This window comes from Sphingosinicella rhizophila (assembly GCF_032378825.1).
Taxonomy (GTDB): Bacteria; Pseudomonadota; Alphaproteobacteria; order Sphingomonadales; family Sphingomonadaceae; genus Allosphingosinicella; species Allosphingosinicella rhizophila.
Genome location: NZ_JAVUPU010000011.1, coordinates 1 through 23,280, shown reverse-complemented (window position 1 = coordinate 23,280; position 23,280 = coordinate 1). Strand labels below are relative to the sequence as shown.

The 23,280-nt window shown below is 63.3% G+C and carries 20 protein-coding genes; 14 read left to right on the top strand and 6 right to left on the bottom strand.

Annotation, left to right across the window (positions count from 1 at the left end):
* The first annotated feature begins 19 nt into the window (after nucleotides 1–19).
* The 4 genes from RQX22_RS17120 (at nucleotide 20) to RQX22_RS17105 (ending at nucleotide 5,079) form a co-directional block, all read left to right on the top strand.
* The gene (locus RQX22_RS17120) at nucleotides 20–709 is read left to right on the top strand and encodes an L-2-amino-thiazoline-4-carboxylic acid hydrolase (RefSeq protein WP_315728088.1); all 690 of its coding nucleotides are present in this window, start codon (nucleotides 20–22) and stop codon (nucleotides 707–709) included.
* Complete coding sequence (locus RQX22_RS17115) at nucleotides 706–1,221, top strand: PadR family transcriptional regulator (RefSeq protein ID WP_315728086.1); 516 nt, start codon at nucleotides 706–708, stop codon at nucleotides 1,219–1,221. The genes RQX22_RS17120 and RQX22_RS17115 overlap by 4 nt, the downstream gene beginning before the upstream one ends.
* 103 nt (nucleotides 1,222–1,324) lie before the next feature.
* Complete coding sequence (locus tag RQX22_RS17110; RefSeq protein ID WP_315728085.1) at nucleotides 1,325–3,160, top strand: DUF885 domain-containing protein; 1,836 nt, start codon at nucleotides 1,325–1,327, stop codon at nucleotides 3,158–3,160.
* Nucleotides 3,161–3,540: 380 nt separating this feature from the next.
* Nucleotides 3,541–5,079, top strand: a complete 1,539-nt coding sequence (locus tag RQX22_RS17105; RefSeq protein ID WP_315728083.1) for a serine hydrolase domain-containing protein — start codon at nucleotides 3,541–3,543, stop codon at nucleotides 5,077–5,079.
* Nucleotides 5,080–5,227: 148 nt separating this feature from the next.
* On the opposite strand, the gene RQX22_RS17100 is transcribed toward RQX22_RS17105, so the two are convergent.
* From RQX22_RS17100 to RQX22_RS17090, 3 genes are read right to left on the bottom strand one after another with little or no spacing between them, the layout of a single operon-like run.
* Complete coding sequence (locus tag RQX22_RS17100) at nucleotides 5,228–5,911, bottom strand: DJ-1/PfpI family protein (RefSeq protein WP_315728082.1); 684 nt, start codon at nucleotides 5,909–5,911, stop codon at nucleotides 5,228–5,230.
* A gap of 26 nt (nucleotides 5,912–5,937) precedes the next feature.
* Entirely contained in the window at nucleotides 5,938–6,996 is a 1,059-nt protein-coding gene (locus RQX22_RS17095) for a serine hydrolase (RefSeq protein ID WP_315728080.1), read from the bottom strand.
* A gap of 20 nt (nucleotides 6,997–7,016) precedes the next feature.
* Nucleotides 7,017–7,640 carry a YceI family protein gene (locus RQX22_RS17090; RefSeq protein WP_315728078.1) on the bottom strand — a complete coding sequence of 208 codons (624 nt, stop codon included), beginning with the start codon at nucleotides 7,638–7,640 and terminating at the stop codon, nucleotides 7,017–7,019.
* A 222-nt stretch (nucleotides 7,641–7,862) separates the two neighbouring features.
* Between RQX22_RS17090 and RQX22_RS17085 the strand changes: the two genes are divergently transcribed.
* The 5 genes from RQX22_RS17085 (at nucleotide 7,863) to RQX22_RS17065 (ending at nucleotide 12,833) form a co-directional block, all read left to right on the top strand.
* Complete coding sequence (locus RQX22_RS17085; RefSeq protein WP_315728076.1) at nucleotides 7,863–8,792, top strand: homoserine kinase; 930 nt, start codon at nucleotides 7,863–7,865, stop codon at nucleotides 8,790–8,792.
* A 108-nt stretch (nucleotides 8,793–8,900) separates the two neighbouring features.
* Nucleotides 8,901–9,281, top strand: coding sequence for a response regulator transcription factor (locus tag RQX22_RS17080; protein ID WP_315728074.1), 381 nt, complete (start codon nucleotides 8,901–8,903; stop codon nucleotides 9,279–9,281).
* Nucleotides 9,278–10,378: a YaiO family outer membrane beta-barrel protein gene (locus RQX22_RS17075; RefSeq protein WP_315728072.1), complete on the top strand. Its 1,101-nt coding sequence runs from the start codon at nucleotides 9,278–9,280 to the stop codon at nucleotides 10,376–10,378. Before RQX22_RS17080 ends, RQX22_RS17075 begins: the two co-directional genes overlap by 4 nt.
* 59 nt (nucleotides 10,379–10,437) lie before the next feature.
* Nucleotides 10,438–11,418, top strand: a complete 981-nt coding sequence (locus RQX22_RS17070) for a HEAT repeat domain-containing protein (protein WP_315728071.1) — start codon at nucleotides 10,438–10,440, stop codon at nucleotides 11,416–11,418.
* Nucleotides 11,415–12,833 carry a glycosyltransferase family 2 protein gene (locus tag RQX22_RS17065; protein WP_315728069.1) on the top strand — a complete coding sequence of 473 codons (1,419 nt, stop codon included), beginning with the start codon at nucleotides 11,415–11,417 and terminating at the stop codon, nucleotides 12,831–12,833. The genes RQX22_RS17070 and RQX22_RS17065 overlap by 4 nt, the downstream gene beginning before the upstream one ends.
* Here the strand turns inward: RQX22_RS17065 and RQX22_RS17060 are convergent.
* The 3 genes from RQX22_RS17060 to RQX22_RS17050 are packed head-to-tail and all read right to left on the bottom strand — an operon-like array spanning nucleotide 12,821 to nucleotide 15,584.
* Nucleotides 12,821–13,105 (bottom strand): Hpt domain-containing protein, encoded by a 285-nt coding sequence (locus tag RQX22_RS17060; protein WP_315728067.1) that lies wholly within the window; start codon nucleotides 13,103–13,105, stop codon nucleotides 12,821–12,823. The two genes, RQX22_RS17065 and RQX22_RS17060, sit on opposite strands and share 13 nt — an antisense overlap.
* Nucleotides 13,102–13,470 carry a response regulator gene (locus RQX22_RS17055; protein WP_315728065.1) on the bottom strand — a complete coding sequence of 123 codons (369 nt, stop codon included), beginning with the start codon at nucleotides 13,468–13,470 and terminating at the stop codon, nucleotides 13,102–13,104. The genes RQX22_RS17060 and RQX22_RS17055 overlap by 4 nt, the downstream gene beginning before the upstream one ends.
* Nucleotides 13,470–15,584, bottom strand: coding sequence for an ATP-binding protein (locus tag RQX22_RS17050; RefSeq protein WP_315728063.1), 2,115 nt, complete (start codon nucleotides 15,582–15,584; stop codon nucleotides 13,470–13,472). The genes RQX22_RS17055 and RQX22_RS17050 overlap by 1 nt, the downstream gene beginning before the upstream one ends.
* Nucleotides 15,585–15,849: 265 nt before the next feature.
* Here RQX22_RS17050 and RQX22_RS17045 point away from each other — a divergent pair, with 265 nt between their 5' ends.
* From RQX22_RS17045 to RQX22_RS17025, 5 genes are all read left to right on the top strand, one after another.
* Nucleotides 15,850–17,772: an N-acyl-D-amino-acid deacylase family protein gene (locus RQX22_RS17045; protein ID WP_315728061.1), complete on the top strand. Its 1,923-nt coding sequence runs from the start codon at nucleotides 15,850–15,852 to the stop codon at nucleotides 17,770–17,772.
* Nucleotides 17,773–17,959: 187 nt separating this feature from the next.
* Complete coding sequence (locus tag RQX22_RS17040; RefSeq protein ID WP_315728060.1) at nucleotides 17,960–19,150, top strand: serine hydrolase domain-containing protein; 1,191 nt, start codon at nucleotides 17,960–17,962, stop codon at nucleotides 19,148–19,150.
* A gap of 158 nt (nucleotides 19,151–19,308) precedes the next feature.
* Entirely contained in the window at nucleotides 19,309–20,406 is a 1,098-nt protein-coding gene (locus tag RQX22_RS17035) for a serine hydrolase domain-containing protein (RefSeq protein WP_315728058.1), read from the top strand.
* A 31-nt stretch (nucleotides 20,407–20,437) separates the two neighbouring features.
* Entirely contained in the window at nucleotides 20,438–22,363 is a 1,926-nt protein-coding gene (locus RQX22_RS17030; protein ID WP_315728056.1) for an N-acyl-D-amino-acid deacylase family protein, read from the top strand.
* 168 nt (nucleotides 22,364–22,531) lie between these two features.
* Nucleotides 22,532–23,152 (top strand): helix-turn-helix domain-containing protein, encoded by a 621-nt coding sequence (locus tag RQX22_RS17025; RefSeq protein WP_315728054.1) that lies wholly within the window; start codon nucleotides 22,532–22,534, stop codon nucleotides 23,150–23,152.
* Nucleotides 23,153–23,280: the final 128 nt, after the last annotated feature.

The following is a 23,280-nucleotide window of genomic DNA, read 5'->3' as shown; positions in this document are numbered from 1 at the left end:
CTTATTCAGGAGAAAGGCCATGAGTGCGAAAGCCGGGTTGCTCGATCGGCTCTTTCTGAGGGGATATTATAAGAGGCTCCGCAAGCGGCTGCGGACAGGCGCGCCGCGCAAGGCGAAGTGCATCGAAGCCGACATGATCGACCAGGCCGCGGCGCTGATCGACGGCAGTCAGGACATGGTTGTCGACAAAGCCTCGGCGTCGCACATCGTCATCTGCGCGCACATGCTCGCCGCCTATCGCGTGTTTCAGGACGTACCCGAGTTTCGGGCGCAGGCGCTGGAAGAGGTGATGGCGCTGTTCATGGTGACCGGCAAAGCCTATTCGGAGCTGGTGATGCGGCTCCTGCCTTATGTCTCGCGCGATCCGTTCCGGACGATGGTCAACATCTCCCGGACCAAGCAGATCGGCTATTATGGCCGGTCATTCGACCATGACATTGTCGAAGATGACGACCAGGCCTTCGTCTTCCGCATCAACCGCTGCTTCTACCACGGTTTCTTCCGCCGCTATGGCGCCCCCGAATTGGCCGCGTCCTTTTGCGCCAAGGACGGCAATTGGGGCGACGCCGTCGATCCCGCACGGCACGGATTCACGTTCGAACGGCCTACGACGCTGGCGCGGGACGGCCAGCCCTGCCTGTTCGCTTTCCGCCGTAAGGGTGTCGGGGCAGGCGCGGCCGGCCCGGCCGCGGGGAAGGAGGAGGCTTGAGCGTTCGGCATCTCGTGCTCGGCCTGCTGAAGCGCGCGCCGATGCATGGCTACGAGATCCAGCGGGTGATGAAGGAGGCCAGGGTCGATCTCTGGGCCGGCGCCCTGCCGGGATCCCTCTACCACGCGCTTCGCAAGATGGAGGGCGAAGGGTTGGTGCGGATCAAGGCCCTGGAGCAATCCGGCCTTCGGCAGCGGGCCGTTTACGAGATCACCAAGGATGGCGAAGCGGAGCTCCGATCCTTCCTCCTGTCCTGCTGGGAGGAACCGATCCGGCCCTTTCCGGTACCATTCTATCTCGGCATGACCTTTCTCGACGATCCGGACGCGGCGCTGCCCGCCATCGAGCGGCGAATCGTGTCGCTGCGTGCCGAGATGGAGGAATGGGAGCAAGGTGTCGTCGCCAAGAAAGAGGCGCCGGGTCCGGCGCGTCTGGCGATGGAGAATTTCGCGCAGCATCTCCAGCTCGATCTGGACATGCTGGTGCGGCTGCGCGATCTCCTTTCGGATTAGCGGCCAGTTTCCATCAAGATCCCATCTGCCGGTCGATTGGGGACTTGCCCTTGCCATTCGCCAGGGTGCAGAGAGGCGCGGAAAAGGTAATGAGGACAATGAGATGATCGATCGTCGTATCTTCTTGGGATCGGCCGGCGCGGCTGCCTTGCTCAGTTTCGCGCGGGTCCCGGCCGTGGCCGCCGGAATGCAGTCGACGACGGCCGCCGGCGCCGACCTTCGCGCGCTGATGGACCATATCTATCATGATATCGTGCTCGCCGATCCCGAATTGCGGACCTCGCTCGGCCTCGACACAGGTGAAGGCGCCTGGGCCAAGTCGAAGCTCCAGGACCGGTCCGCCCAGGCTCTGGCGCGGGACCGGGCGAAGGTCCGCGCCGCTTATGCAAGGCTGCAGGCGATCGATCGGGACGCGCTCGCCGGCCCCGAAAGGATCGATTATGACACGGTCGCCCAGCTCTACGGCACCGTGACCAGCGGCTATGACCAATTCGATTACGGTACCTTCAGCTGGCCGGAACCCTATAGTGTCAGCCAGCTCGGCGGCACCTATAACGCCATTCCCGACTTCCTCGCCAGCCAGCACAGGATCGAGACCCGCGAGGATGCGGACGCGTATCTCGCCCGCCTCGCCGACTTCGCCGTGCAGGCGGACAATGAAAATGCGCGGCTGCGCGGGGAATATGCGATGGGCGTCATACCGCCCGATTTCGTCGTCGCCCGCACGATCGCGCTGATCGGCAATCTGACGGCGGTACCGGCGGCGCAGTCGGGCATGGTGACGTCGCTGGCGATGCGGGCCAAGGCCAAGGGCATCCCCGGAGACTGGGCTGCCCGAGCGGCGACGATCCTCGACAAGCAGGTCTACCCGGCGCTCGCGCGACAGGCCGATCTCTTCCGCTCCATCCAGGCTCGTGCGCCCCATGATGCCGGCGTGTGGCGGCTGCCCGAAGGCGAGGCTTATTATGCTTATGCCCTTCGCTACGCGACCACGACCGGGATGGGCGCGGAGGAGATTCACAGGTTGGGGCTCGACCAGATGGCGGATCTGAGCGCACGCGCCGATGCGGTGCTGAAGGCGGAAGGCCTGACGCGCGGCACGGTCGCGCAACGCATCCGTGCCCTGGGCACCGATCCCCGCTTCCTCTACCCCGACAGCGATGCCGGACGGGAGATCTTGCTGGCCGATCTGAACAGGCAGCTGGCCGCCATGCAGCAAAGGCTTCCCGACTGGTTCGGCCGGCTGCCGCGCGCAGGCGTCGAGATAAAGAGGATTCCGCCCGAGACCGAGGCCGGCGCGCCCGGCGGCTATTACCAGTCGCCCGCACTCGACGGTTCGCGACCCGGCGCTTACTACATCAACCTGCGCGACACCGCCGAGCTTCCGAAATGGTCGCTGCCGACACTGACCTATCACGAATCCCTGCCCGGCCATCATCTGCAGATCGCATTGAGCCAGGAATCGGCCGGCATCCACCCGTTGCGCCGACTTTCCAGCTATTCCGTCTATACCGAGGGGTGGGGCCTCTATGCCGAGCAACTGGCGGATGAGATGGGCGTCTATGAGCAGGATCCGTTCGGCAAGATCGGTTATCTGCAATCCTTCATGTTCCGCGCCGCGCGCCTGGTCGTCGATACCGGTCTCCATCACAAGAGATGGAGCCGCGAACAGGGCATCAGATATATGGCCGAAACCATGGGCGACGCCGAAACCACGATCGCCACGGAGGTGGAGCGTTATTGCGTATGGCCAGGTCAGGCCACCAGCTACAAGGTCGGCCAGACGCAGTGGAGCGCCCTTCGCGAGCAGGCCCGTTCCCGGCTTGGCGACCGGTTCGACATCAAGGGCTTTCACGACACCGCGCTGGCTGCCGGCGCCGTCCCCTTGACTGTCCTCGACCAGGTGATTGACGATTGGGTGAAGGCGCGCACCGCCTGAGGCGGAGCCTGGACTCACGTCATCGGGGGAAGCGCGAAGCGCTTCCACCTCGAATGATCAGTTTCTAAAGAATCGTGCTGATNGCCTGAGGCGGAGCCTGGACTCACGTCATCGGGGGAAGCGCGAAGCGCTTCCACCTCGAATGATCAGTTTCTAAAGAATCGTGCTGATAAGTGGGTACCGGTTTTCAGCTTTTCACGATGCGATAATACAGGATTGGAGCGCGCGAGTTGCGTCGCGTCTAACGTTGCGCCCTAAACGCCCGAAACAATATCGAGCCTGTACGGGACCAAAGCGGCCGAATCGGGTGGACAAGCGCCTGCGGGTCTGTATCGCCATAATAATACGGAAAGTGCAGATCGGCTGCCAAAGGAGAATATATGAAACCGGTGAGAGTGAGGAAATCGGGTCTGTTGCGCGCGTCCGGACTGGCGCTGGCGGCGATGTCGATGACGGTGTCGACCGGCATCGTGGCGCAACCCGCCGCGGCGCAGGCCGCACCCTCCTACCGGATCGATCCCGCCAAACTGGCCGGGCTCGAACATTTTATCGACGGGGTGATGGCGCAGCAGCTCGACAATCGCGAAGTGGCGGGGGCGACGGTGGCGGTGGTCCATCAGGGCAAATTGCTGTTTGCGCGCGGCTATGGCTATCAGGATGTCGACAAGAAGATTCCGGTCGATCCGGCCCGCACCCTGTTCCGCCCGGGTTCGACGTCGAAGCTGTTCACCTGGACGGCGCTGATGCAACTCGTCGAGCAGGGCAAGGTCAAGCTCGACGACGACGTGAACAAATATATCGACTTCAAGATTCCCGCGACCAAATCCAAGCCGATCCTGATCCGGCATCTCCTTGCCCACAATCCCGGACTTTCGGACAAAGGCGGCCTGACCGTCGAGGATCCGTCGGGGTTCGAGGATTTGGGGCCGTTCCTGGCCAATAACATGCCCGATCGGGTACGCGAGCCCGGCGTCGAGATTTCCTATTCCAACCATGCGACCGCGCTGGCCGGTTATATCGTAGAGCGCGTTTCCGGGGAGGATTTCTACGATTATGTGGAGAATCACATCTTCAAGCCGCTCGGCATGAACTCCACGACCTTCCGGGAGCCGCTTCCGGCCAATCTCGCCCCCAACATGGCCGTCGGATACACAATGGAGGACGGGCGGTTCGAGGCGCAGCCTTTCGAACTCTATCACAATATCGCTCCGGCGGGTTCGGGATCCTCGACGGCGACCGACATGGCCAATTTCATGCTCGCGCATCTCAATGAGGGCCGGCTCGGCAGCGCGCAGATCCTGAAGCCGGAGACCGCACGGCTCATGCATTCCAACCTGTTCACCAACGTCCAGGGCTTTCCCGGATATGCCCATGGCTTCTATGTCGTCCGCTCGGAGGGGCCGCGCCTGATCGGCCATGGCGGCAATACCCGTGACTTCCATTCGATGCTGCTGCTGGCGCCCGAAGCCGATTTCGGAATCTTCGTGTCCGAGACCGGCGGGCAGGGCAGCTATGGTGGCCGCACCGAATTGATCAACGCGGTGATCGGACGGCTTTTCCCGGTCGCGCCGTCGCCGCGCTATACTGGACCCGTGACGCCCCCGCCGGTCGGCGCTTATGCTCCCAACAGGCGCGATTATAGCCGACCGATCTCGCCCCGCATGTATCTGCGCGTCATCGCCGAGGGCGATCGCGGCGTGGTGCTCGATCAGGGCGGCGACAGGACCTATTGGGAGCAGATCGGCCCGAAGGCCTATGAGAAGGTTACGGGCACCCGCGCCGGCGGTCCCTATGACAAGATCATCTTCTACGGCGATGGGAACGACATGAAGATGTCTTTCGCCTCGTTGCCGATGATGCTCTTCCGCATGGACCCGAACGCGCCGCCGGCCGAAACCAAGGACGATAGCGAGGATTGAAGATCGGTCTCAACATTTGAATGGGATCTGATCCACGTCATCGGTGGAAGCGCGAGGCGCTTCCACCGCAAACGGTCAGCCGCCAGGCCGTCGGGCGCTGGCGGCCCAATCGCGCAAGGAATCCGGGTTGGCCGGTGGCTCGTCGAACTCAGTTCGCCAGCCGCTGCGCCGCCGCTCTGACCCGCTCGGCCGTTCGCGCCACTCCGGTGGCGTAGCGCGCCGCGACCGCTTCCGCGACCGGCCCGGGTGCCGTTTCAGGCGTGCCCGCGCCGAAGGGTGGACAAGGCGCATATTCGACGGAAAGCTGCGCACTTTGGGCGACGTTGGCGTCGAAGACCTCGGCCAGGATCGTGAGGGCGACATCGATCCCCGCCGTCACGCCCCCGCCGGTGAAGAGATTGCCATCCCGCACGACACGTTCGCGGGACGGCGTCGCCCCGAACTCCTTCAGCAAATCCCGAAAGGCCCAATGGGTCGCGGCGCGCCGCCCCCGAAGAAGGCCGGCCGCGCCGAGAATCAGGGCGCCGGTACAGACCGAGACGATGTAGCGTGCTTCGGTCGCGGTGCGGCGGACGAAAGCGATCGTCTCTTGATCCAGCATGGCCTCGTCGACGCCGAAGCCGCCCGGCACCAGCAGCAAGTCGAGCGGCGGACAGTTTGCGAAATCCGTGTCCGGGAGAATCCGCATTCCCCATTGGGCCGTGACCGGTTCCATCGTCCTGGCCACGAGAAGGACCTCGACGCCGGGCGCACGCGGCAAGACTTCATAGGGCCCGGTCAGGTCGAGCTGGGTCAGTTCCGGGAATAGCAGGAGTCCGCAGCGGAAGGTCATGGTTCGATCCAATCGACTTGGTTGATTCAGCGTGCTCCGTCGAAATAGTCCACGACGAGGCGGGTGACCGCGCCGATCCGGTCGTCGCCATCGGCGTCCAATCCCTCCATGTCCATGTTGAACGACGTGATCACGATCGGTCCGGACCGGGCATAGACGATGCCGATATCGTTGGTTACGCCATAGGTTTCACCCGTCTTGTGACCGACGGGAACCGACAGGAAATGCGGGATCTTGCGGGTGCCGGCCTGCTGGGCGCGAAGGATCCGCTTCATTTCCTCGCATGACGCCTTGGACGCGGCGGTGCCTTGCTCGATCGCTTCCATCAGCCGCCCGCCTTCGCGCGGGCTCATGATCCCGAACCAGTTCCTTTCATCGCCGGAGCGCTGGCGAAGGAGCTTCTGCACATTGGCGGCATTGGGGTTGCGGCCGAATGCCGCGATCAGATCCTGACGAGGCTTGGTGAAGGCCGGCATTTCGCTGCCCAAGGCGAAGATGTCCTCGGCGGGCGCGGAACCGTATTTCGGATCGACGAGCGCATAGATCGAACGGAAATAATCGAGCGTGGTGCCGTTGAGCTTCAATACCGAGTAGCCGGCGCCGCGCAGATAATCGTTCACCGCCGCGACGCCGCCGACGCGCGCTACCATGAGATCGGTGGCCGTATTGTCGCTGGTGACGATCATCTGGGTGATGATGTCGCGCCAGGTGGGTCGAAGGCCGACATCCTTGAGCTGGAAGATGCCGGATCCGCCGCGATAATCGGCGGCCTTGATCTCATGCCGTTCGTCCAGGTTCAGCTTGCCCTGCTCGGACAGGCGATAGGCGAGGACCATGATGGCGACCTTGATCGTGCTCGCGCTTTCGAAATGCATGTCGGGATTGACGAAGGCCTCCTCGCCGGTGGCGAGATGCTTGACGTAGAAACCGGATTTGGACGGGAAACGGGAAAGCTGCGCCTCGAGCAGGCGGCTGAGTCCTGAAGGCTGGGCCGCTTGCGCCGGTTGCGCGGCTGCCGGACCCGGGGAGGGCGCGACGAGCGCGATCGCCAAGGTGAGGAGCGGTATCCGGTAAATCTGCTTCATCGTTCGGCCCCCCTGGCAGATCAGCCGACTCTCACGAACGCGGCGTTGATGCGAATATCCACTTCGTCGCTGACCATCGGCACGCCGAATTCCATGCCGAACTCGCTCCTCTTGAGCGTGCCGGTGGCCTGGAAGCCGATGTTCAGCGTCTTGGCCTTGTCCATGCCAGGCCCCGCGCCGACGAAGCGCGTGTCCAGCGTCACCGGCCGGGTGACGCCGAGCAAGGTGAGGTCGCCGGTGATGCGGGCGGTGGCGGCGCCTGTCTTCTCGACTTTGGTCGATGTGAAACTGGCGGTCGGATATTTGGCGGGATCGAGGAAATCCGGCGTCAGCATATGCTTGGTCAGCCCGTCGACCGTGGTCACCAGGCCGCTGGCGGGAATCGTGACCGCGACGCGCGCCCCGGAAAGATTGGCCGGATCGAGATCGAGCGTGCCGGTCACCCCGCCGAACTGGCCGTCATATTTGCTGAAGCCCAGATGATCGACCTGCCACAATATCTGGGTATGGCCGGTATCGACCGTGTAGCGTCCGGCCGCGACGCGGGCCGGATCGGCCGTGCCAGGCGGTCCGCCCGGTGCATTCTGGGCGACCAGGGGCGCCGCGAGGACAAGACAGGCGAGAGGCAAAAGATAAGGGCGCATGGAAATCTCCCGGAATGGCCATGCTGATAGCAGCCGAACGCCGCTCTCGCATAGAGTGGCGCTCGATGAAAATGGCGACCCGGGAACGTAGCCGAAAATATAGCTCGCGCATGAAGGTTCGGGGCGCCCTGCCGCAACTGCCACTTCTCAGAAGCCTTCGCCTCACCTATCGAGACCGCGGCCGGGGGATATCCCGCCGACCAGATCGAGGGGGCCGAGCAAATGATAGACAAAGCAACCGCATTCGCGCCCGCGACCGTGGCCAATGTCGCCGTCGGGTTCGACATATTAGGTCATGCCGTCCAAGCGATCGGCGACACTGTGACGGCGACTCGCTCGGCCGAGCCTGGTGTCCGCATCCGATCGATTACCGGGACGGCGGAGGATCTTCCGCTCGAAGCCGCGCGCAACACGGCGGGCCGGGCAGTGATGACGCTCTGGGAAAAAGCTGGAATGGATGGTGGCGTCGAGCTGGAGATCGTGAAGGGCATCCCGCTTAAATCCGGCCTGGGAGGATCGGCGGCATCGGCTGTCGGCGGCGTCGTTGCCGCCAACGCATTGCTGCCGAGCCCGCTCGACAAGCTCGACCTGCTTCGCTGCGCTATGACGGGGGAAGAGGTGGCGAGCGGTTCCGTGCATGTCGACAATATTTCACCCTGCCTGTTCGGCGGCCTCGTGCTCACCGTCGGCATCGACGATCCGCGGATCAAGCAGATCCCGGTGCCGCCGGGTGTTCACTGCGTTCTCATCCATCCGCACATGCACCTTGCCACCAAGGAAGCGCGGGGCCTCCTTCAGGCCGCGGTGCCGATGAGCGAGTTCGTTTGGCAGATGGCGAATCTCGCCGGCTTCCTGGCCGGCTGCTATTCGAACGATCTCGACGTCATACGCGAGGCGTTCCAGGACGTGGTGGTCGAGCCCCAACGTGCGTCGCTTATCCCGGGGTTCGCCAAGGTTCGGGAAGCTGCCATGGCTGCAGGCGCCCTCGGCTGTTCGATCTCCGGGGCTGGTCCGACCGTCTTCGCCTGGTGCGAGGAAGCGCAGGCCGAACAGGCGAAGCGCGACATGATCGCCTGCTTCGCGGCGGAGGGGTTGGACTCGGATTCCTGGATCTCTGCCATCGAGCCGGTCGGCGCGCGAATCATCGGCTAGCGGTTGGGCCCGTTCGACCGGTCTCTTGTGTGGAGCGGCACGCCGCGCCTTGATTGATGTTCCGCGTCGGGAACGATAATCCGGCGTGGTTTTGAGTAAAAGCGCATCATGACCGGTCCCCAGCGCATTCTCGTCTGCGACGACGATCCGCTTCTCGTCGAGTTGGTGGAGTTCCGGCTTTCGAGCAAAGGCTATGCCGTGGATGTCGCTCGCGACGGTGCCGAGACGCTGGCACGGCTGTCGGAATCGAGGCCTGACGCGGTCGTGCTGGATGCGATGATGCCGATCATGGACGGCTATGAGGTGCTTCGCCGGATGAGGGAACAGGATGCGCTGGCGGAGATTCCCGTCATAATGCTGACTGCCCGTAAGCAGGAAAGGGACATTGTCGGCGCCTTGGAACTTGGCGCATCCGATTTCATGGTGAAGCCTTTCATGCCAGAGGAGTTGGTTGCCCGGCTCGCCCGGTTGCTAGCGGAGAGCAAGTGACGTCTTGGGCCGCTATTGCTGCCGCCGCTTTGCTCGGTTCACCAGCTTGGGCTCAGGATCCGGCCGACCTTTATCGGGAGGGGGTCGCTGCGCGTTATGCCGGCGAGAGCGAAAAAGCGGCCTTGCTGCTCGGCGAGGTGGTCGAACGGGAGCCCGGTAATGCGGATGCCCAGCTACAGCTTGGCCTCGCCTTGCTGGCTATGGAGAAGCTCGACGAAGCCGAGGCCGCGTTGCAACGAACGCTCGCCATTGCGCCTGATTATGTCGACGCCCGTATCGCCCTGGCCCGTGTGAAGTTGCGCCAGGGCGACAGAAGCGGAGCGTTGGCGACGCTGGAGCCAATCGATCCTGCCAATCCCGAGGCGCGCATCCTCCGCAGCCAATTGCGCGGTGGAGATACCGGGGAGGGGAGGCTCCGGCTCGATCTCGATCTCAGCTACAGCGCGCTCGAAGGCAGCCAGCCGGACTGGAAGGAAGGGGCGTTCCAGATTCGCTATCAGGCCAGTCCGCGCACGGCATTAGGCGGCGTCGCGGAGCTGTCCCGTCGCTTCGGCCGCACCGATTTCTACGGCGAAGCGCGGATCGACCACCGGCTCGGGCAGGGGCACAGTTTTTACCTGAGCTTCGGCGGCACTCCCGATGCGGATTTCCGGCCGGAGTGGCAAATCGGGGCAGGAGCGTCCTTGCGGATCCGCGGCGGAACCAACCCTACTCAGCTCACGATGGACGGAAGGCAGGCGCGCTATCAAGCGGGCAACATCCAGACGATAAATCCTGGCGTCGAGCAATATCTGGCGAATGGGCGGGTCTGGCTGACTACCCGCTGGATCAACATTTTCGACGAGAACGGAACACATGAAAGCGGCTGGTTCGTCCGCGGCGACGTTCAGGCGAGTCCCATCGTTCGTCTCTTCGCCGGCGCGTCCGATGCGCCCGACACGTCTGAAGGCGTGGTGGTGGAGACGTTCAGCCTGTTCGGCGGTCTTGCCTTCGATCTGGGCAAGGGCCGCTCGTTGCGACTCTCGCTCGCCCACGAAGATCGCGATACGGGGTCCGACCGTTTGCAGGTCGGACTTGGGATAGGCACTCGCTTCTGATGGGGCTCGTGGAGATATGGCGGGTTTCGCTCTTTCTCTCGGCCATAGCCCTCGCGATCATGACAGGACTGATCATCGGCCGCCTGATTGCGCGCAGCCGCTCAACGACCCGCGAGGCGGAGCGCAAGCGTCTGCTGCCGTTACTGCTCGGTTCCGAAGCGAGCGATTTGTGGATCGACGATCCAGAGCCGGCCGGCGACCTTCTCACCGATCTGTTCCTGGAGCTGATCCAGCTGGTGCGAGGAGGCGACAAGGAGGCGTTCGTCGCCAGCGCCACGCGTCTTGGTGTCCCCCAACGGCTGCGCCGCCGGCTTTTTTCAGGCTCGCCTCGCGTGCGGATGACGAGCGCGGAGGCGCTTGCCGAATTTCCCGATGAGGAAAGTGTCGCCGCCCTGTTCGGAACGCTGGACGATCGCAATCCGGATGTCCGACTATCCGCCGCCTTGTCGCTCGCGGCCATGGACAGGGCGCCGGCGGTGGGCTTCCTGGTCGAGAAACTGGGCCTGGGGACGTCTGAAAGCTCCTTGCTGATGCTCGATCTGTTCGAGGAAATCGCGCGCACCAGGCCGGACGAGATCAAGGCGCTGATCGCGGCTCCGGAGAGCCCGACGGCGGTGAAGGCGGCCGCGATCGAAGCCTTGTCCGCCTCTGGCGATTATAGCCTGGTTCCGCTGATCGCCGACCTGACTCTGGAGACCGACCCGGAGGCCGAGGAATTGCCGCGTTATCTCCGGGTGCTCGGCGTGTTCGGTCACCCGGCAGGTGGAGAGGCGGTCCGCCGATCGCTGCAAAGTCCATCCTGGTGGGTGCGCGCTGCCGCTGCCGAAGCGGCCGGGCGGATCGGCCTTGGCGATACCGCGCACACCCTCTCCACCTTGCTGGAGGATCCCGATTGGTGGGTCCGATTTCGCGCGGGCGAGGCTTTGGTGCGGCTCGGCACCCCTGGCAAGGAGATGCTCGGCGAGGTTTGTCGCACGGGCGGGCCACTGGCCCGGAGGGCCGCAAAGCTGACCCTCGCCGAGCGAGGAATATCAATATGAGCAATTGGCAGCCCTGGGCGATCCAGGTGGCGACGCTCATCGCATGGATCGTCATTACGACAGGGCTTCTGCAGACCGGATTCTATATCGTGCAGCTCGTCTATGCCGGGATTTCCCTGGCGGCGAGGCCTCCGATCGCACGGGCGTCCCTGCTATGGCGGCGCTATGCAGATCAGGCTCCCGCTATCGCAGTGCTGGCGCCTGCTTTTAATGAGGAAGTGACGATCGTTGAAAGCGTCAACTCCCTGCTCGCACTTCAATATCCGGATTTCGAAGTGATCGTCATCAATGACGGGTCGAAGGACAATACGCTGCAGCGGATGATCGATCATTTCGGAGTGGCGCCAGTTGATCGATTTCACGACATCACCGTTGCCCACAATCCGATCCGCGGCCTCTACGCCAGCGCGCGTATCCCTCGCCTGCTGGTGGTCGACAAGGAGAATGGCGGCAAGTCGGATGCGCTCAACGCGGGGATCAATGTCGCGCGCGCGCCGCTCTTCTGCTCGATCGACGCGGATTCGCTCCTCGAGCCCGACGCGCTGCTGCGGGCCGTCCGGCCGTTCATAGAGGAGCCGGTGGAGACGATCGCCGTGGGCGGCACGATCCGCATAGCCAATGGCAGCCGGATCGAGGCTGGACGGGTGGTGGAGGTGAGGCTGCCACGCAACTTCCTCGCCCTCGTCCAGATCGTGGAGTATCTGCGCGCCTTCCTAATGGCCAGGCTGGCGCTCAGCCGGATGCAAGTGCTCACGGTGATTTCGGGCGCCTTCGGATTGTTCCGGCGTCGCATCGCGCTGGAGGTGGGCGGCTACAGTCATGGCACGGTGGGTGAGGATATGGAGCTGGTGGTGAAGCTGCATCGCCACATGCGAGAACAGAAGAAGCTCTATCGCATCGAGTTCATTCCGGAGCCGGTCTGCTGGACCGAAGCCCCGGACAACCTGGCCGTACTTGGCCGGCAGCGGGCGCGGTGGCAGCGCGGAACGCTCGAAACTTTCGTCAAGCACAAGTCCATGCTTTTCAATCCCCGCTATGGCCGGATTGGCTTCATCGGCTTCGGGCAGGTCCTGGTGGTCGATGTCCTCGGGCCCGTGATCGAAGTGTTCGGCTATGTGCTCATTCCCTTATTATGGGCTTTTGGCCTCCTCGCCTTCGAATATCTCCTGGCCTTCCTCGCAATCACCTTCACATTCGGCATCTTCGTCAGCGTTGCGACCCTGATCCTGGAGGAGATCGAGCTTCGGCGCTTTCCCAGAGCGCGCGACCTGGCCATCCTGACCCTGATCGCCGTGGCCGAGAATTTCGGGTACCGCCAGCTCAGCAATGTCTGGCGCCTGCATGGTTATTGGCAGTTCCTGCGCAAGCAGCAAGGCTGGGGTCAGATGACGCGGAAGGGCTTTCAGAGCGGCTGAGCAAGGGCGGCAAGCGCGCCGAGAAGGGTCGCAGCCTCGTCCCTGACCACCTGCATGCCGCCTTCGTCCACCGCCAGTTCGACCCGCTCGGCAGCCTTGCTGATCTCGGTGAAGCCGAACACGCCGCCACTTCCGGAAAGGCCATGGGCAATGCACCGGATTTCATCCAAGTCCGAAGCAGCGAGCGCCGCAAGCAGGCGCTCGCGATCCGCCACGGCACGCAGGCGGAAGCGGGTCTGCAGCTGCTCCATTCGTTCGTCGAACGTGTTCATCCGTTCAGATGGTGTCGAACCGTCTGGGCCAGCGTCATCGGGTCGAAGGGTTTGGCGATCACACCGCGCGCGCCGAGCGCCTTGAACCGTTCGACCTCATGCGCCTGGGTACGCGCCGTGATGAATATAACGGGTGGCGTCTGGTCGGCTTGCTCCTGCAGCTTCGCGAACGTCGTGGGCCCGTCCATCTCCGGCATCATCACGTCGAGGAGGATTAGATCGGGCTTCCATGACAACGCGACACCCAACCCTTCGAAACCGGACTGGCAAGTTCGAACCTCGAAATCCCGGTCCAGTTCCAGCGCCATCGCCGCAACTTCCCGTATGTCCGCTTCATCATCCACATAGAGGATGCGGATCGGCATCAGCTTTCCCCCTTTCTTCGCCGCATGCCCAAGGCTGGCAGGCACAGATCCACCGTCTCGACCAGCAGTTGCAGGCTGGCGCGCGACTTTGTGAGCACCGCATCCACCGACGCGGCAAGGGTGGGATCGGCGTCCTGTGCCGTGAAAATGACGATCGGAGTGGGACTCTGGCCGGAACGCAGCAGCGGGATGAGATCGAGCCCATTCCCGTCCGGCAGGGCGATGTCCAGGATCACGGCGTCGAAGTGAAAGCGAAGGATCGCGGCCTTTGCCTCGTGGACGCTGGGCGTGGAAAGGATCTCGGCTTTGCCTTCGAAGGCGCTTGCGACCAGTCTCAACATGTCGGGATCGTCATCAACATGGAGGATCCGCGCGCCGCCCGGTGAATCGAGCGGTTGGAGATCCGCGTCGGTCGCCTTTATTGCCGGCCCCTGTTCGACGGCGGGAAGGTCGACGTGGAAACAGGTACCCTTGCCCTCGATGCTGTCAAAGCTCACTTCGCCGCCGAGCCGCGTCACGATTTCCTTGACGATGCTGAGGCCGAGACCGGTGCCTCCCTTCTGGCGAGTGTCGGTGGCATCGGCCTGGGCGAATTTGCTGAAGATGCGAGGCCGAAAGTCTTCCGGAATACCGGGGCCCTGGTCGGCGACGGTGATCCGAAAGCGCCGGTCGAGGGGCTGGACCGTGATCCTGACCTCTCCGTCGCGCGGAGAATATTTCGCGGCATTGGAGATGAGGTTGGTTATCACCTGCATCATCCGGTCGTAATCGGCCAGGACCGAAGCGTCTTCGGGCAGCGGGTCCAGAATCAGCTCCACGCCAAGACCCTCCGCATAAGCGCGATTGGCCTGGATCGCCTGGTCGAGAAGGGAGGGCAGCGGAACCGCGTGCACGCTGAAATTCATTCGGCCCGCCTCGATCTTTTCGATGTCGAGAATGTCGTTGATCAGCCGGACCAGTCTTTCGCTGTTGGAAAAAGCGATGTCGATCAACCGCGCCGCCTTGTCCGGCAACGTGCCGGCGGCGCCGCCCGCCAGCATGCCGAGCGAACCCATGATCGAGGTGAGCGGTGTTCGCAGCTCATGGCTGACAGTGGAGACGAACTCGCTCTTCATCTGCTCGATCTGTTTGCGATCGGTCAGATCGCGGATGACGGCGAGATAGCGGGTGCCATTGGCGAGCGGCACCGGGCTGATCGCGACTTCGGTCGGGAAGGTGGTGCCGTCCCGCCGTTTTGCCCAGAATTCCTGGACCCGGCCAAGATCGTCCAGACGGCGATTCTGAAGGCGTTTCAGGAAGGTTTCGATCTGGCCCTGATCCGGCGCAATTTCAAACAGCAGGCCGACATCGCGTCGCACCAAATCCTGAGTTTCATATCCGTACATGCGGGCGGCAGCCGGGTTGAGGCTTTCGATGCTGCCGCTCGCATTCAAGGTGATCATCCCGTCCTTGGCACTGTCGAAAATCGCTTCCTGACGGATGCTGAGGTCCTGGAGGCGGCGGAGGGCAACCTGCTTGGCCCGCATGCTTCGGTTGTTGGCCCAGGCGGCCGCGAAGAGCAGGATCGCGAGAGCAGTAAGCAACCCGAAGGTCAGCCTTTGGGACCAGATGCGCGACGCTTCGGCCCTGTCCGTGCTGGCCTGCAGACGCGCCTGCTCGGCTGCGTCGATACGGGCGATCCGGTGACGGATCGCGTCCATGATCGTCTTGCCGCGTCCACTCTTGATCATCGCGAGCGCCTGCTCGCTGTCTCCTGCCTGACGAGTCCGGACCGTTTCCTCGGAGAATCGCAGCTTTGCAGTCGACAAGGTCCGCAACCGATCCACTTCGCGCGCGATTTCCTCTCCTTGATGATTCCGCCTCAATCGGGACAGGGATTCGCCGATGCTGGTGCGCGCGGCCTCGAACGGTTCCAGGAAGCTGGGATCGCCGGTCATGACATAGCCGCGCTGCCCCGTCTCAATGTCCTGATGAAGCATCAGGACCTGATTGATTCCAAGCCGCGCCTGATAGGATTTGTCGACCTCGCCGCGCAGCCGTTGGCTATGTTCGAATTCCACGGACAGCAGGTAGCCGAGCAGCAGCAGTATCAGCGGAATCGCAGCCAGAGCCACGATACTGACCGCCTCCCCCCGCAGCCATCCCGGTCGAAAATTTCCTCGCAACATGGGCATCGAGGCCTTGATAGAGGGGAGGGCCCGGCGTCGCCAGCATTACTCCCCTTTTCAGGTTTCACGGTTGCCGATGTCTTCAAAGCAAAGTGGACCTGGGTGTAAACTATGAGGCCGTCCAAGAGGCGAATTCCCACTTCCTGAAAAAGATTGCTTATGTTGAAAGCCAATCTAAGCTTAGCTTGAACAGCTTCTGTCAGGTGAGACCATGATGACTAAGATCCAGCGTATCGGCATGTTCCTCATGGCTTCGAGCCTCGTCTCGGGATCCGCGTTCGCGGCGCCTGCCTATGACGCGATCATCCGCGGCGGAACGATCATGGACGGGAGCGGCCTTCCCGGTTTCAAAGGCGACGTCGCCCTGGACGATGGCCATGTCGTCGCTGTCGGCAACCTCGGCAATGCCGAAGCGGAGCGGGTGATCGACGCCACCGGCCTTGTCGTGGCGCCGGGCTTCATCAACATCCACAGCCATTCCGCACCGGAAGCCGTCCCGTCCGCGGTCAACACTCTGCTGCAAGGCGTGACAACCGAGATCACCAATGCCGACGGCCACGGTTCGACCGACATCACCCGGCAGCTCCAGACATTCAGCGCCAACGGCATGGCGGAGAATATCGGTCTCTATATCGGCTTCAACGCCGCATGGATCGAAGTGGTCGGGATGGACGATCGCCGCGCGACAGCGGACGAGATCGGGCGGATGCAGACCATCATCGATTCCAATCTTGCCAGGGGCGCCTGGGGGGTCGCAGCCGGGCTCGATTACAAACCCGGCTTCTACGCGACGACCGACGAAGTGGTGAAAGTGGTGTCGGTGGCCAGGCCCTGGCGCACCAATTTCCCCAATCATGACCGGCTGCGCGAGGAGCAGAATTACAGCTCCTACAAGGCGATGGAGGAGACCATCGTGATCGGCGAGCGCGCCGGCCTTGTTCCGGTCATCACCCATATGAAGAGCCAGGGCCACGAGCAGGGCAATGCGCCCGCTGTCATCAAGATGATGCGAGACGCGACCGCCCGCGGTACCTATGTCGCGGCGGACGTCTATCCCTATCTTGCCGGGCATACGGGTCTCCATTCGCTGCTCGTTCCCGGTTGGGCGCAGGATGGCGGACGACCGGCGATGCTGGAACGGTTCAAGGATCCGGCGCTGCGGGCGAAGATCGTCACCGAGATCGAACGGGCGATGCAGCAACGGCTCGGCAACGTTGACGGCAAGGCCGTCTTCGTCCTGCCGATCCGCCGCCAGCTCGATGATGTGATGGCGGAGGAAGGCGTCGGTGCGGGCGAGGCGGTGATCCGTCTCCTGGAGCAAGACGAATATCAGATGATCGCCACATTCGGTTCGGAAGAGGATCTGAAGGCGTTCCTCACCTATCCCGACACAGCCATGGCCTGCGATTGCGGGGCGCGGCCGGAAGGGGAGAAGGCCCATCCCCGCAATTACGGTTCCTTCCCGCGCGTGCTCGGTCACTATGTCCGCGACGGCAAACTGATGGGGTGGGAGGAAGCGATCCGGAAGATGACCGCGCTTCCGGCGACGATCATCGGGATGACCGACCGCGGCTATCTGGCGCCGGGCATGACGGCAGACATCGCCGTCTTCGATCCGAAGACGATCACCGACAAGGCGACCTATGAAGATCCGATCCTTTATGCGGAGGGCGTCCGCTACGTGTTCGTCAACGGCAGGCTCGCCGTCGCCGAGGGCAAGGCGACCGGCGCCAAGGGCGGTGCTCCGATCCTGCGCAGCGCGCATATGCCAAGCCGCAAGATGACGCCGGCCTCAAAGGAAAGGGCGGTGTCGGCCGAGGCTTCGTCGGCCGATCTCCAGGTGAAGCTGGAGGCGCGCCAGGCGGGCGGCCAGCGCGTGTCGGGCGGGCAGATCCGTATCGTCGAGAAGGCGTCGGGCACGGTGTGGACGTCCCGGGAGCTGGGCGTCCTGCAGACCGCACCCGGCTGGGCCAGCCTGACGGCGATGGTGGAGGATGGAAAAGGGAATAGTCGCCCCGTCACCGTGACGGTGGACCATGCCGGCGCCGGCGATGCCAAGCCCGCGGTGATCGTCGATTCCGCTGGCGCGGGATCCAAGAGCGCCGTCCCGGTCCGGACGCCCACAATCCGCTGAGCCTACGGCGGCAAAGCCGTCCTTCGCCATCTCGGCCGGGAGGCCCCGGACGTTGACTCGCGCCTTTCGCAGGCGGGGTCCGTCGAGTCTTGTCAAAAGACTTTCCCTATGTGAAAATTCCATGCAACATTGTCAGGCTTCCGGATTCGCAAGGCCGGATTTTCAAGGCACGTGGAGGATAAGAAGAATGAAGAGTGGATTGCTGAGTTTCGCGTTGCTGTTGGGCACGGCGCTTGCCGCCCCCCTCGCCATCAATTCGGCCGCTCCCGCCGCCGCCCAGGCCGCTTCCGGGTCGCAAACCCTCACCCCCGCCACGATCGCCGCCATCGACAGCATTGCCAAGGAGGCGGTCAGATCCGGGCAGACGGCCGGCCTGGCAGTCGGCGTTTCTGTCAACGGATCGCCGGTCCTGGTCCGCGGCTACGGCGCGGCCGATCTCGAGCATGGTGTCCCGGTGACGCAACGGACGGTTTTTCGGACCGGATCGGTCACCAAGCAATTCACGGCCGCGGCCATCCTGCTCCTCGCCGAAGACGGCAAGCTTTCCGTCGACGATCCTTTGTCGAAATTCTTCCCGGATTTCCCGCGCGCCAGCGAGGTCACGGTCAGGGAGCTGCTTACCCATACCGGCGGCGTCCGCAATTATACCGCGGTCGAGGATTATTTCCCGACGCTTGGCAGGCAGGATCTGACCACCGAACAAATGGTCGATTACATCGCCAAGCTCGAAAAACCCTATGATTTCGATCCGGGAACGAGCTGGAGCTACAGCAATTCGGGCTACTTCCTGCTGGGCGCGATCATCGAGAAACTTTCGGGCCAATCCTATGCGGCCTTCATGAAGGCTCGCATATTCGATCCGCTGGGCCTCAGCGACACCGCCGTCGACGATACGACCGAGCTCGTCCCGCACCGCGCCGATGGCTATGAAGTCGTCAAGGACGCGCCGGGCAAATATACGAACACGACCTATATCGCGATGGGTGCCGCCGCCGCCGCGGGAGCGATACGGTCCACGGTCGGGGACTTGCTGAAATGGCAGAATGCCCTGCTCGGCGGCAAGCTGCTGAAACCCGGAAGCCTGGCGATGATGATCGAGCCGGTGAAGCTCAAGAACGGATCATTGTCCGGTACCGCGCGCAAGCCTGACCCGGCCGGCCGGCCGCCCTCGGAATATGGCTTCGGCCTGTCGATGCGCACGGAGGATGGCCGCCGCGTCATCGGCCATGGCGGCAATATCAACGGCTTCAACAGCTACACCCAGAACTTTCCGGATCAGAAAGTGTCGATTGCGGTGCTCGCCAATACTGGCGGCCGGCCCGCCGGTGAGGCCGGGACCAAGATCGCCGAGGCTATTTTCGGAACGAAGGGCAAGTGAAGCAGGGCCGGATCGGGCGGAATCGCAACGGAAGGGAAGGGAGGCGTTCCGGCGCCTTCATTTCCGCGCTTGCCCTCGCAGCCGCGTTATCGGCCGTTGCGGTCCCGATTGCCGCCGCCCCTCAATCGGCTGCTGCCGCGCAGGCCCGCCCGGCAAAGGTGTCCGCTCATGCCGGGCCACTTTCTCCTGCCGCCATCGCCGCGATCGACCGTATCGTCGACCAGCTGATCGAGGGCGGCGCAACGCCGGGAATGGTCGTGGGTATTTCGGTGAACGGCGCGCCCGCTTTCGTCCGGGGCTACGGCTCCGCCGATCTGGAGGACAATATCCCCGTAACCGACCGCACAGTGTTCCGGATCGGATCGCTTACAAAGCAGTTCACGGCGGCGGCTCTGCTCCTCCTTGTCGAGGACGGCAAGGTTTCGGTCGACGATCCCTTGGCCAGATATTTTCCGGATTTTCCGCGGGGCGACGAGGTAACTTTGCGGCAATTGCTCACCCACACGAGCGGAATCCACAATTATACCGCAGTGAAGGAATATTTCCCGACGCTCGGCCGGCAGGATCTCACCACTGAAGAGATGGTCGATTATATCACCAAACTCGACACGCTCTATGATTTCGATCCGGGCACGGGCTACAATTACAGCAATTCGGGCTATTACCTGCTCGGTGCGATCATCGAGAAGGTCTCCGGCCAACCCTTTGCCGCCTTCCTCAAGGCCCGCTTGCTCGTTCCCCTCGGGCTCCACGACACCGCAGTCGACGACACTTCGGAAATCGTGCCGAACCGTGCCAATGGCTATAGTGCGGTAGCGGGCGCGCCGGGCAAGTTCACCAATGCCACTTATATCGCGATGAGCGCGGCCGGCGCGGCCGGCGCGATGCGATCTACAGCGCACGACCTGCTCGCATGGGAAAAGGCCCTGCTTGGCGGCAAGGTGCTGAAGCCGGCGAGCCTCGCGATGATGCTGGCGCCCGGCAAGCTCAGCAACGGTCAATCGTCCAGTACCGCGATGAAAAGCAGCGACGGACGGGCGCCGTTCGAATATGGTTTCGGCATTCTCACCGATCAGGACGCGGCCGGCCGCCGGATGATCGGCCATGGCGGGGCGATCCAGGGGTTCAATGCCTATATCAGGACCCTTCCCGAGGAGAATGTCGCCATCGCCGTCCTCGCCAATGGCAGCGGCGGCGCCGCCCTTTCGAACGGGCCAAAGCTCATCGAGGCGCTCTTCGATGCCGGCAGAAACTAGAGAACCAGGTCAGACATTCAGGATGAAAGATATGATGAAGAAACGACTCACCGGCATCTCGGCTGCGGTCCTGGCGCTCATGGCGGGGACGGCCGCCGGTGCTGCACCGGCATATGACCTGATCATCCGGTCCGGCACCATCCTCGACGGCAGCGGGCTCCTGGGTTTCGAGGGCGATGTCGCCGTCAAGGGCGGCCATATCGTGGCGGTCGGCGATCTGGCTGGCGCGGAAGCGGCCCAGGTGATCGACGCCAGCGGCCTGATGGTGGCGCCTGGCTTCATCAACATCCACAGCCATTCGGAGGCCGATGCCGTCGGGACGGCGGTCAACACGCTGACCCAGGGCATCACCACCGAGATGATCAATTCGGACGGCAGCGGTGCGGCCGACATCGGCGCCCAGCTTGCCCAATTCGCCGCGAACGGCCTTGCCGAGAATATCGGTGCCTATATCGGTTTCAACTATGTCTGGACCGAAATCGTAGGCAGGGACGATCGGCGCGCGACGGCGGGCGAGATCGGCAGGATGCGATCCCTGATCGAGACAAATTTGGAGCGGGGCGCCTGGGGCGTTTCGGCTGGCCTCGATTACAAGCCCGGCTATTATGCCGAAGCCGACGAGGTGGTGAAAGTCGTGTCGGTGGCGCGGCCCTGGCGGACCAACTTTCCCAATCACGACCGCCTGCGGCCCGAGGAAGGCTATAGCAGCTTCAAGGCGATGCAGGAGACGATCGCGATCGGCGAGCAGGCCGGCCTCGTCCCCGTCATCACCCATATGAAGAGCCAGGGCGCCGAACAGGGCAATGCGCCGAACGTCATCGATCTGATGCGCAAGGCCACCGACCGAGGGACCTATGTCGCGGCCGACATCTATCCCTATCTTGCCGGGCAGAGCGGCCTTTCGTCGTTGATCATCCCGGGCTGGGCGGTGGATGGCGGCCGGCCGGCGATGCTGCAGCGGTTCAAGGACCCGGCCATCCGAGCCAAGATCATTGCCGAAGCCGAACGCGCGATGAAGCTGCGTTTCGGCGGACCCAGCGGCGTCTATGTGATCAATACAGGCGAGGAACTGACCAAGGTCATGTCCGACCTGAACGTCGGCGCCGGCGAGGCGGTGATCCGCCTGCTGGAACGCGAGGAAATGGGTGCCATACTCCGCTTCGGTTCGGAGGCGGACCTGAAGGCGTTGCTCGCCTATCGCGACAGCGCGATGGCCTGCGATTGCGGCGCCACCCTTCGCGACAAGGTCCACCCGCGCGCCTGGGGTTCCTTCCCGCGGCTGTTCGGCCATTATGTGCGGGACGAAAAGATCATGAGCTGGGAGGATGCGGTGCGCAAGTCGACCGCGTTGCCGGCCACGATCATCGGATCGGTCGATCGCGGCTACCTCGCGCCCGGCATGGCCGCCGACATCGCCATCTTCGATCCGGCGACGGTGACGGACAATGCCACATATGAGGCGCCGACCAAGGTCTCCGAAGGTGTCCGCTATGTCTTGGTCAACGGCAAGGTCGCACTCGCCGAGGGGAAGGCGACCGGCGCCAAGGGCGGCGAGACGCTTGCCCGTCGCTTCCACATGCCGAGCCGCCCGATGAGTGTCGGCGACCGCTCCGTCTCGGTCCTCGCCGCCTCGCCGGGATTGCAGGTCAGCCTTGCGGCAGAGCAAGGCGCATCCGACCGGGCGGCCAAGGGCCATCTCCAGATCCTGGACATGGGGTCCGGCATTACCTGGATCTCGCGAAGCCTGGGCGTGGTGCAGACGGCGGATGATTGGGCCAGCCTGACCGCGACCGTCGAGGACAATAAGGGCAATATCAGGCCGGTGACGGTGACCGTCGACAAGGTGAGAGGGGAGGCGGGCAAGAAGGCGATGCCGGCGGTGATCGTCGATTTTGCCGATCCCTCCTCATCTGCTTTGGCAAGGGCAGTCGGAAAGCCGCGGATCCAGGGACGGTAGCAAGGGCACGAGGGAGCGCCGTGCTGTCTGAATCGATATTTGCGATCGGCTATGGATGATATGGCAGGAAAGGAAAGGGATGACATGGCCGCGCCAATCCCACAAAAGCAGCCCTATATCGTCTATTCCCGCAATCGAGGCGATGGACCAGACTTTCAGAGGACAGACATGAATCAGAGCGCCGTCCAGGGCCGCTCCGCCGAGGCCGAGCCGACCAATCCGGGAACCGTGCTGAAGCTGCTTCGCGGCCGCAGGGGGCTGACCCTGGCCGATGTCAGCGGCTTGACCGGCCTGCCGGTGCCGACCTTGTCCAAGCTGGAAAATGGCCGCATTTCCTTCACGTACGACAAGATGATGCAAGTGGCCCACGGTCTCGAGATCGACATCGCCCAGCTGTTGAGCTCCGATGTCGCGGAAGCGCCGCCCGTGCGCCTCAACGCCCGCCGCTCGATCGCACGCAAGGGGGAAGGCAAGCCGACCGATTCAGGCACTTATGTCATCAGGCATCTGGCCGCCGATCTGCTCGACAAGGGCTTCGTGCCGATGGTCGGCGACATCAATGCCCGGTCGATCGAGGAATTCGGGCCGATGATCCAGCATGCCGGGGAGGAGTTCGTCTATGTGCTGGAAGGCGTGCTCGAGCTGCACTCCAGTATCTATGCGCCCCTCCGGCTGGAGCAGGGCGACAGCATCTTCTTCGACAGCGACATGGGACATGCCTATGTCAATGCCGGCCCGGGGCCGTGCAAGGTCCTCTCCATCTGCTCGGAGCCCAGAAGCCTGCCGTGATCCGGCTTGTTCAGGGGCGGTTCCGGCGTCCCAGCCTGGCACGATCTCCGGGCGCCGGCACAAGATGGATTGTGGGAATCGTTTTTTGGTCCATCTAGAGCATGATCATGCTTCTGTGAATCGGGAGG

Bases quoted from the DNA above. Each gene is read 5' to 3' on its own strand.
- RQX22_RS17120 (WP_315728088.1), top strand. From the start codon at position 20: ATGAGTGCGAAAGCCGGGTTGCTCGATCGGCTCTTTCTGAGGGGATAT.
- RQX22_RS17110 (WP_315728085.1), top strand. From the start codon at position 1,325: ATGATCGATCGTCGTATCTTCTTGGGATCGGCCGGCGCGGCTGCCTTG.
- RQX22_RS17105 (WP_315728083.1), top strand. From the start codon at position 3,541: ATGAAACCGGTGAGAGTGAGGAAATCGGGTCTGTTGCGCGCGTCCGGA.
- RQX22_RS17100 (WP_315728082.1), bottom strand. From the start codon at position 5,911: ATGACCTTCCGCTGCGGACTCCTGCTATTCCCGGAACTGACCCAGCTC.
- RQX22_RS17095 (WP_315728080.1), bottom strand. From the start codon at position 6,996: ATGAAGCAGATTTACCGGATACCGCTCCTCACCTTGGCGATCGCGCTC.
- RQX22_RS17090 (WP_315728078.1), bottom strand. From the start codon at position 7,640: ATGCGCCCTTATCTTTTGCCTCTCGCCTGTCTTGTCCTCGCGGCGCCC.
- RQX22_RS17085 (WP_315728076.1), top strand. From the start codon at position 7,863: ATGATAGACAAAGCAACCGCATTCGCGCCCGCGACCGTGGCCAATGTC.
- RQX22_RS17080 (WP_315728074.1), top strand. From the start codon at position 8,901: ATGACCGGTCCCCAGCGCATTCTCGTCTGCGACGACGATCCGCTTCTC.
- RQX22_RS17070 (WP_315728071.1), top strand. From the start codon at position 10,438: ATGACAGGACTGATCATCGGCCGCCTGATTGCGCGCAGCCGCTCAACG.
- RQX22_RS17065 (WP_315728069.1), top strand. From the start codon at position 11,415: ATGAGCAATTGGCAGCCCTGGGCGATCCAGGTGGCGACGCTCATCGCA.
- RQX22_RS17060 (WP_315728067.1), bottom strand. From the start codon at position 13,105: ATGAACACGTTCGACGAACGAATGGAGCAGCTGCAGACCCGCTTCCGC.
- RQX22_RS17055 (WP_315728065.1), bottom strand. From the start codon at position 13,470: ATGCCGATCCGCATCCTCTATGTGGATGATGAAGCGGACATACGGGAA.
- RQX22_RS17045 (WP_315728061.1), top strand. From the start codon at position 15,850: ATGATGACTAAGATCCAGCGTATCGGCATGTTCCTCATGGCTTCGAGC.
- RQX22_RS17040 (WP_315728060.1), top strand. From the start codon at position 17,960: ATGAAGAGTGGATTGCTGAGTTTCGCGTTGCTGTTGGGCACGGCGCTT.
- RQX22_RS17030 (WP_315728056.1), top strand. From the start codon at position 20,438: ATGATGAAGAAACGACTCACCGGCATCTCGGCTGCGGTCCTGGCGCTC.
- RQX22_RS17025 (WP_315728054.1), top strand. From the start codon at position 22,532: ATGAATCAGAGCGCCGTCCAGGGCCGCTCCGCCGAGGCCGAGCCGACC.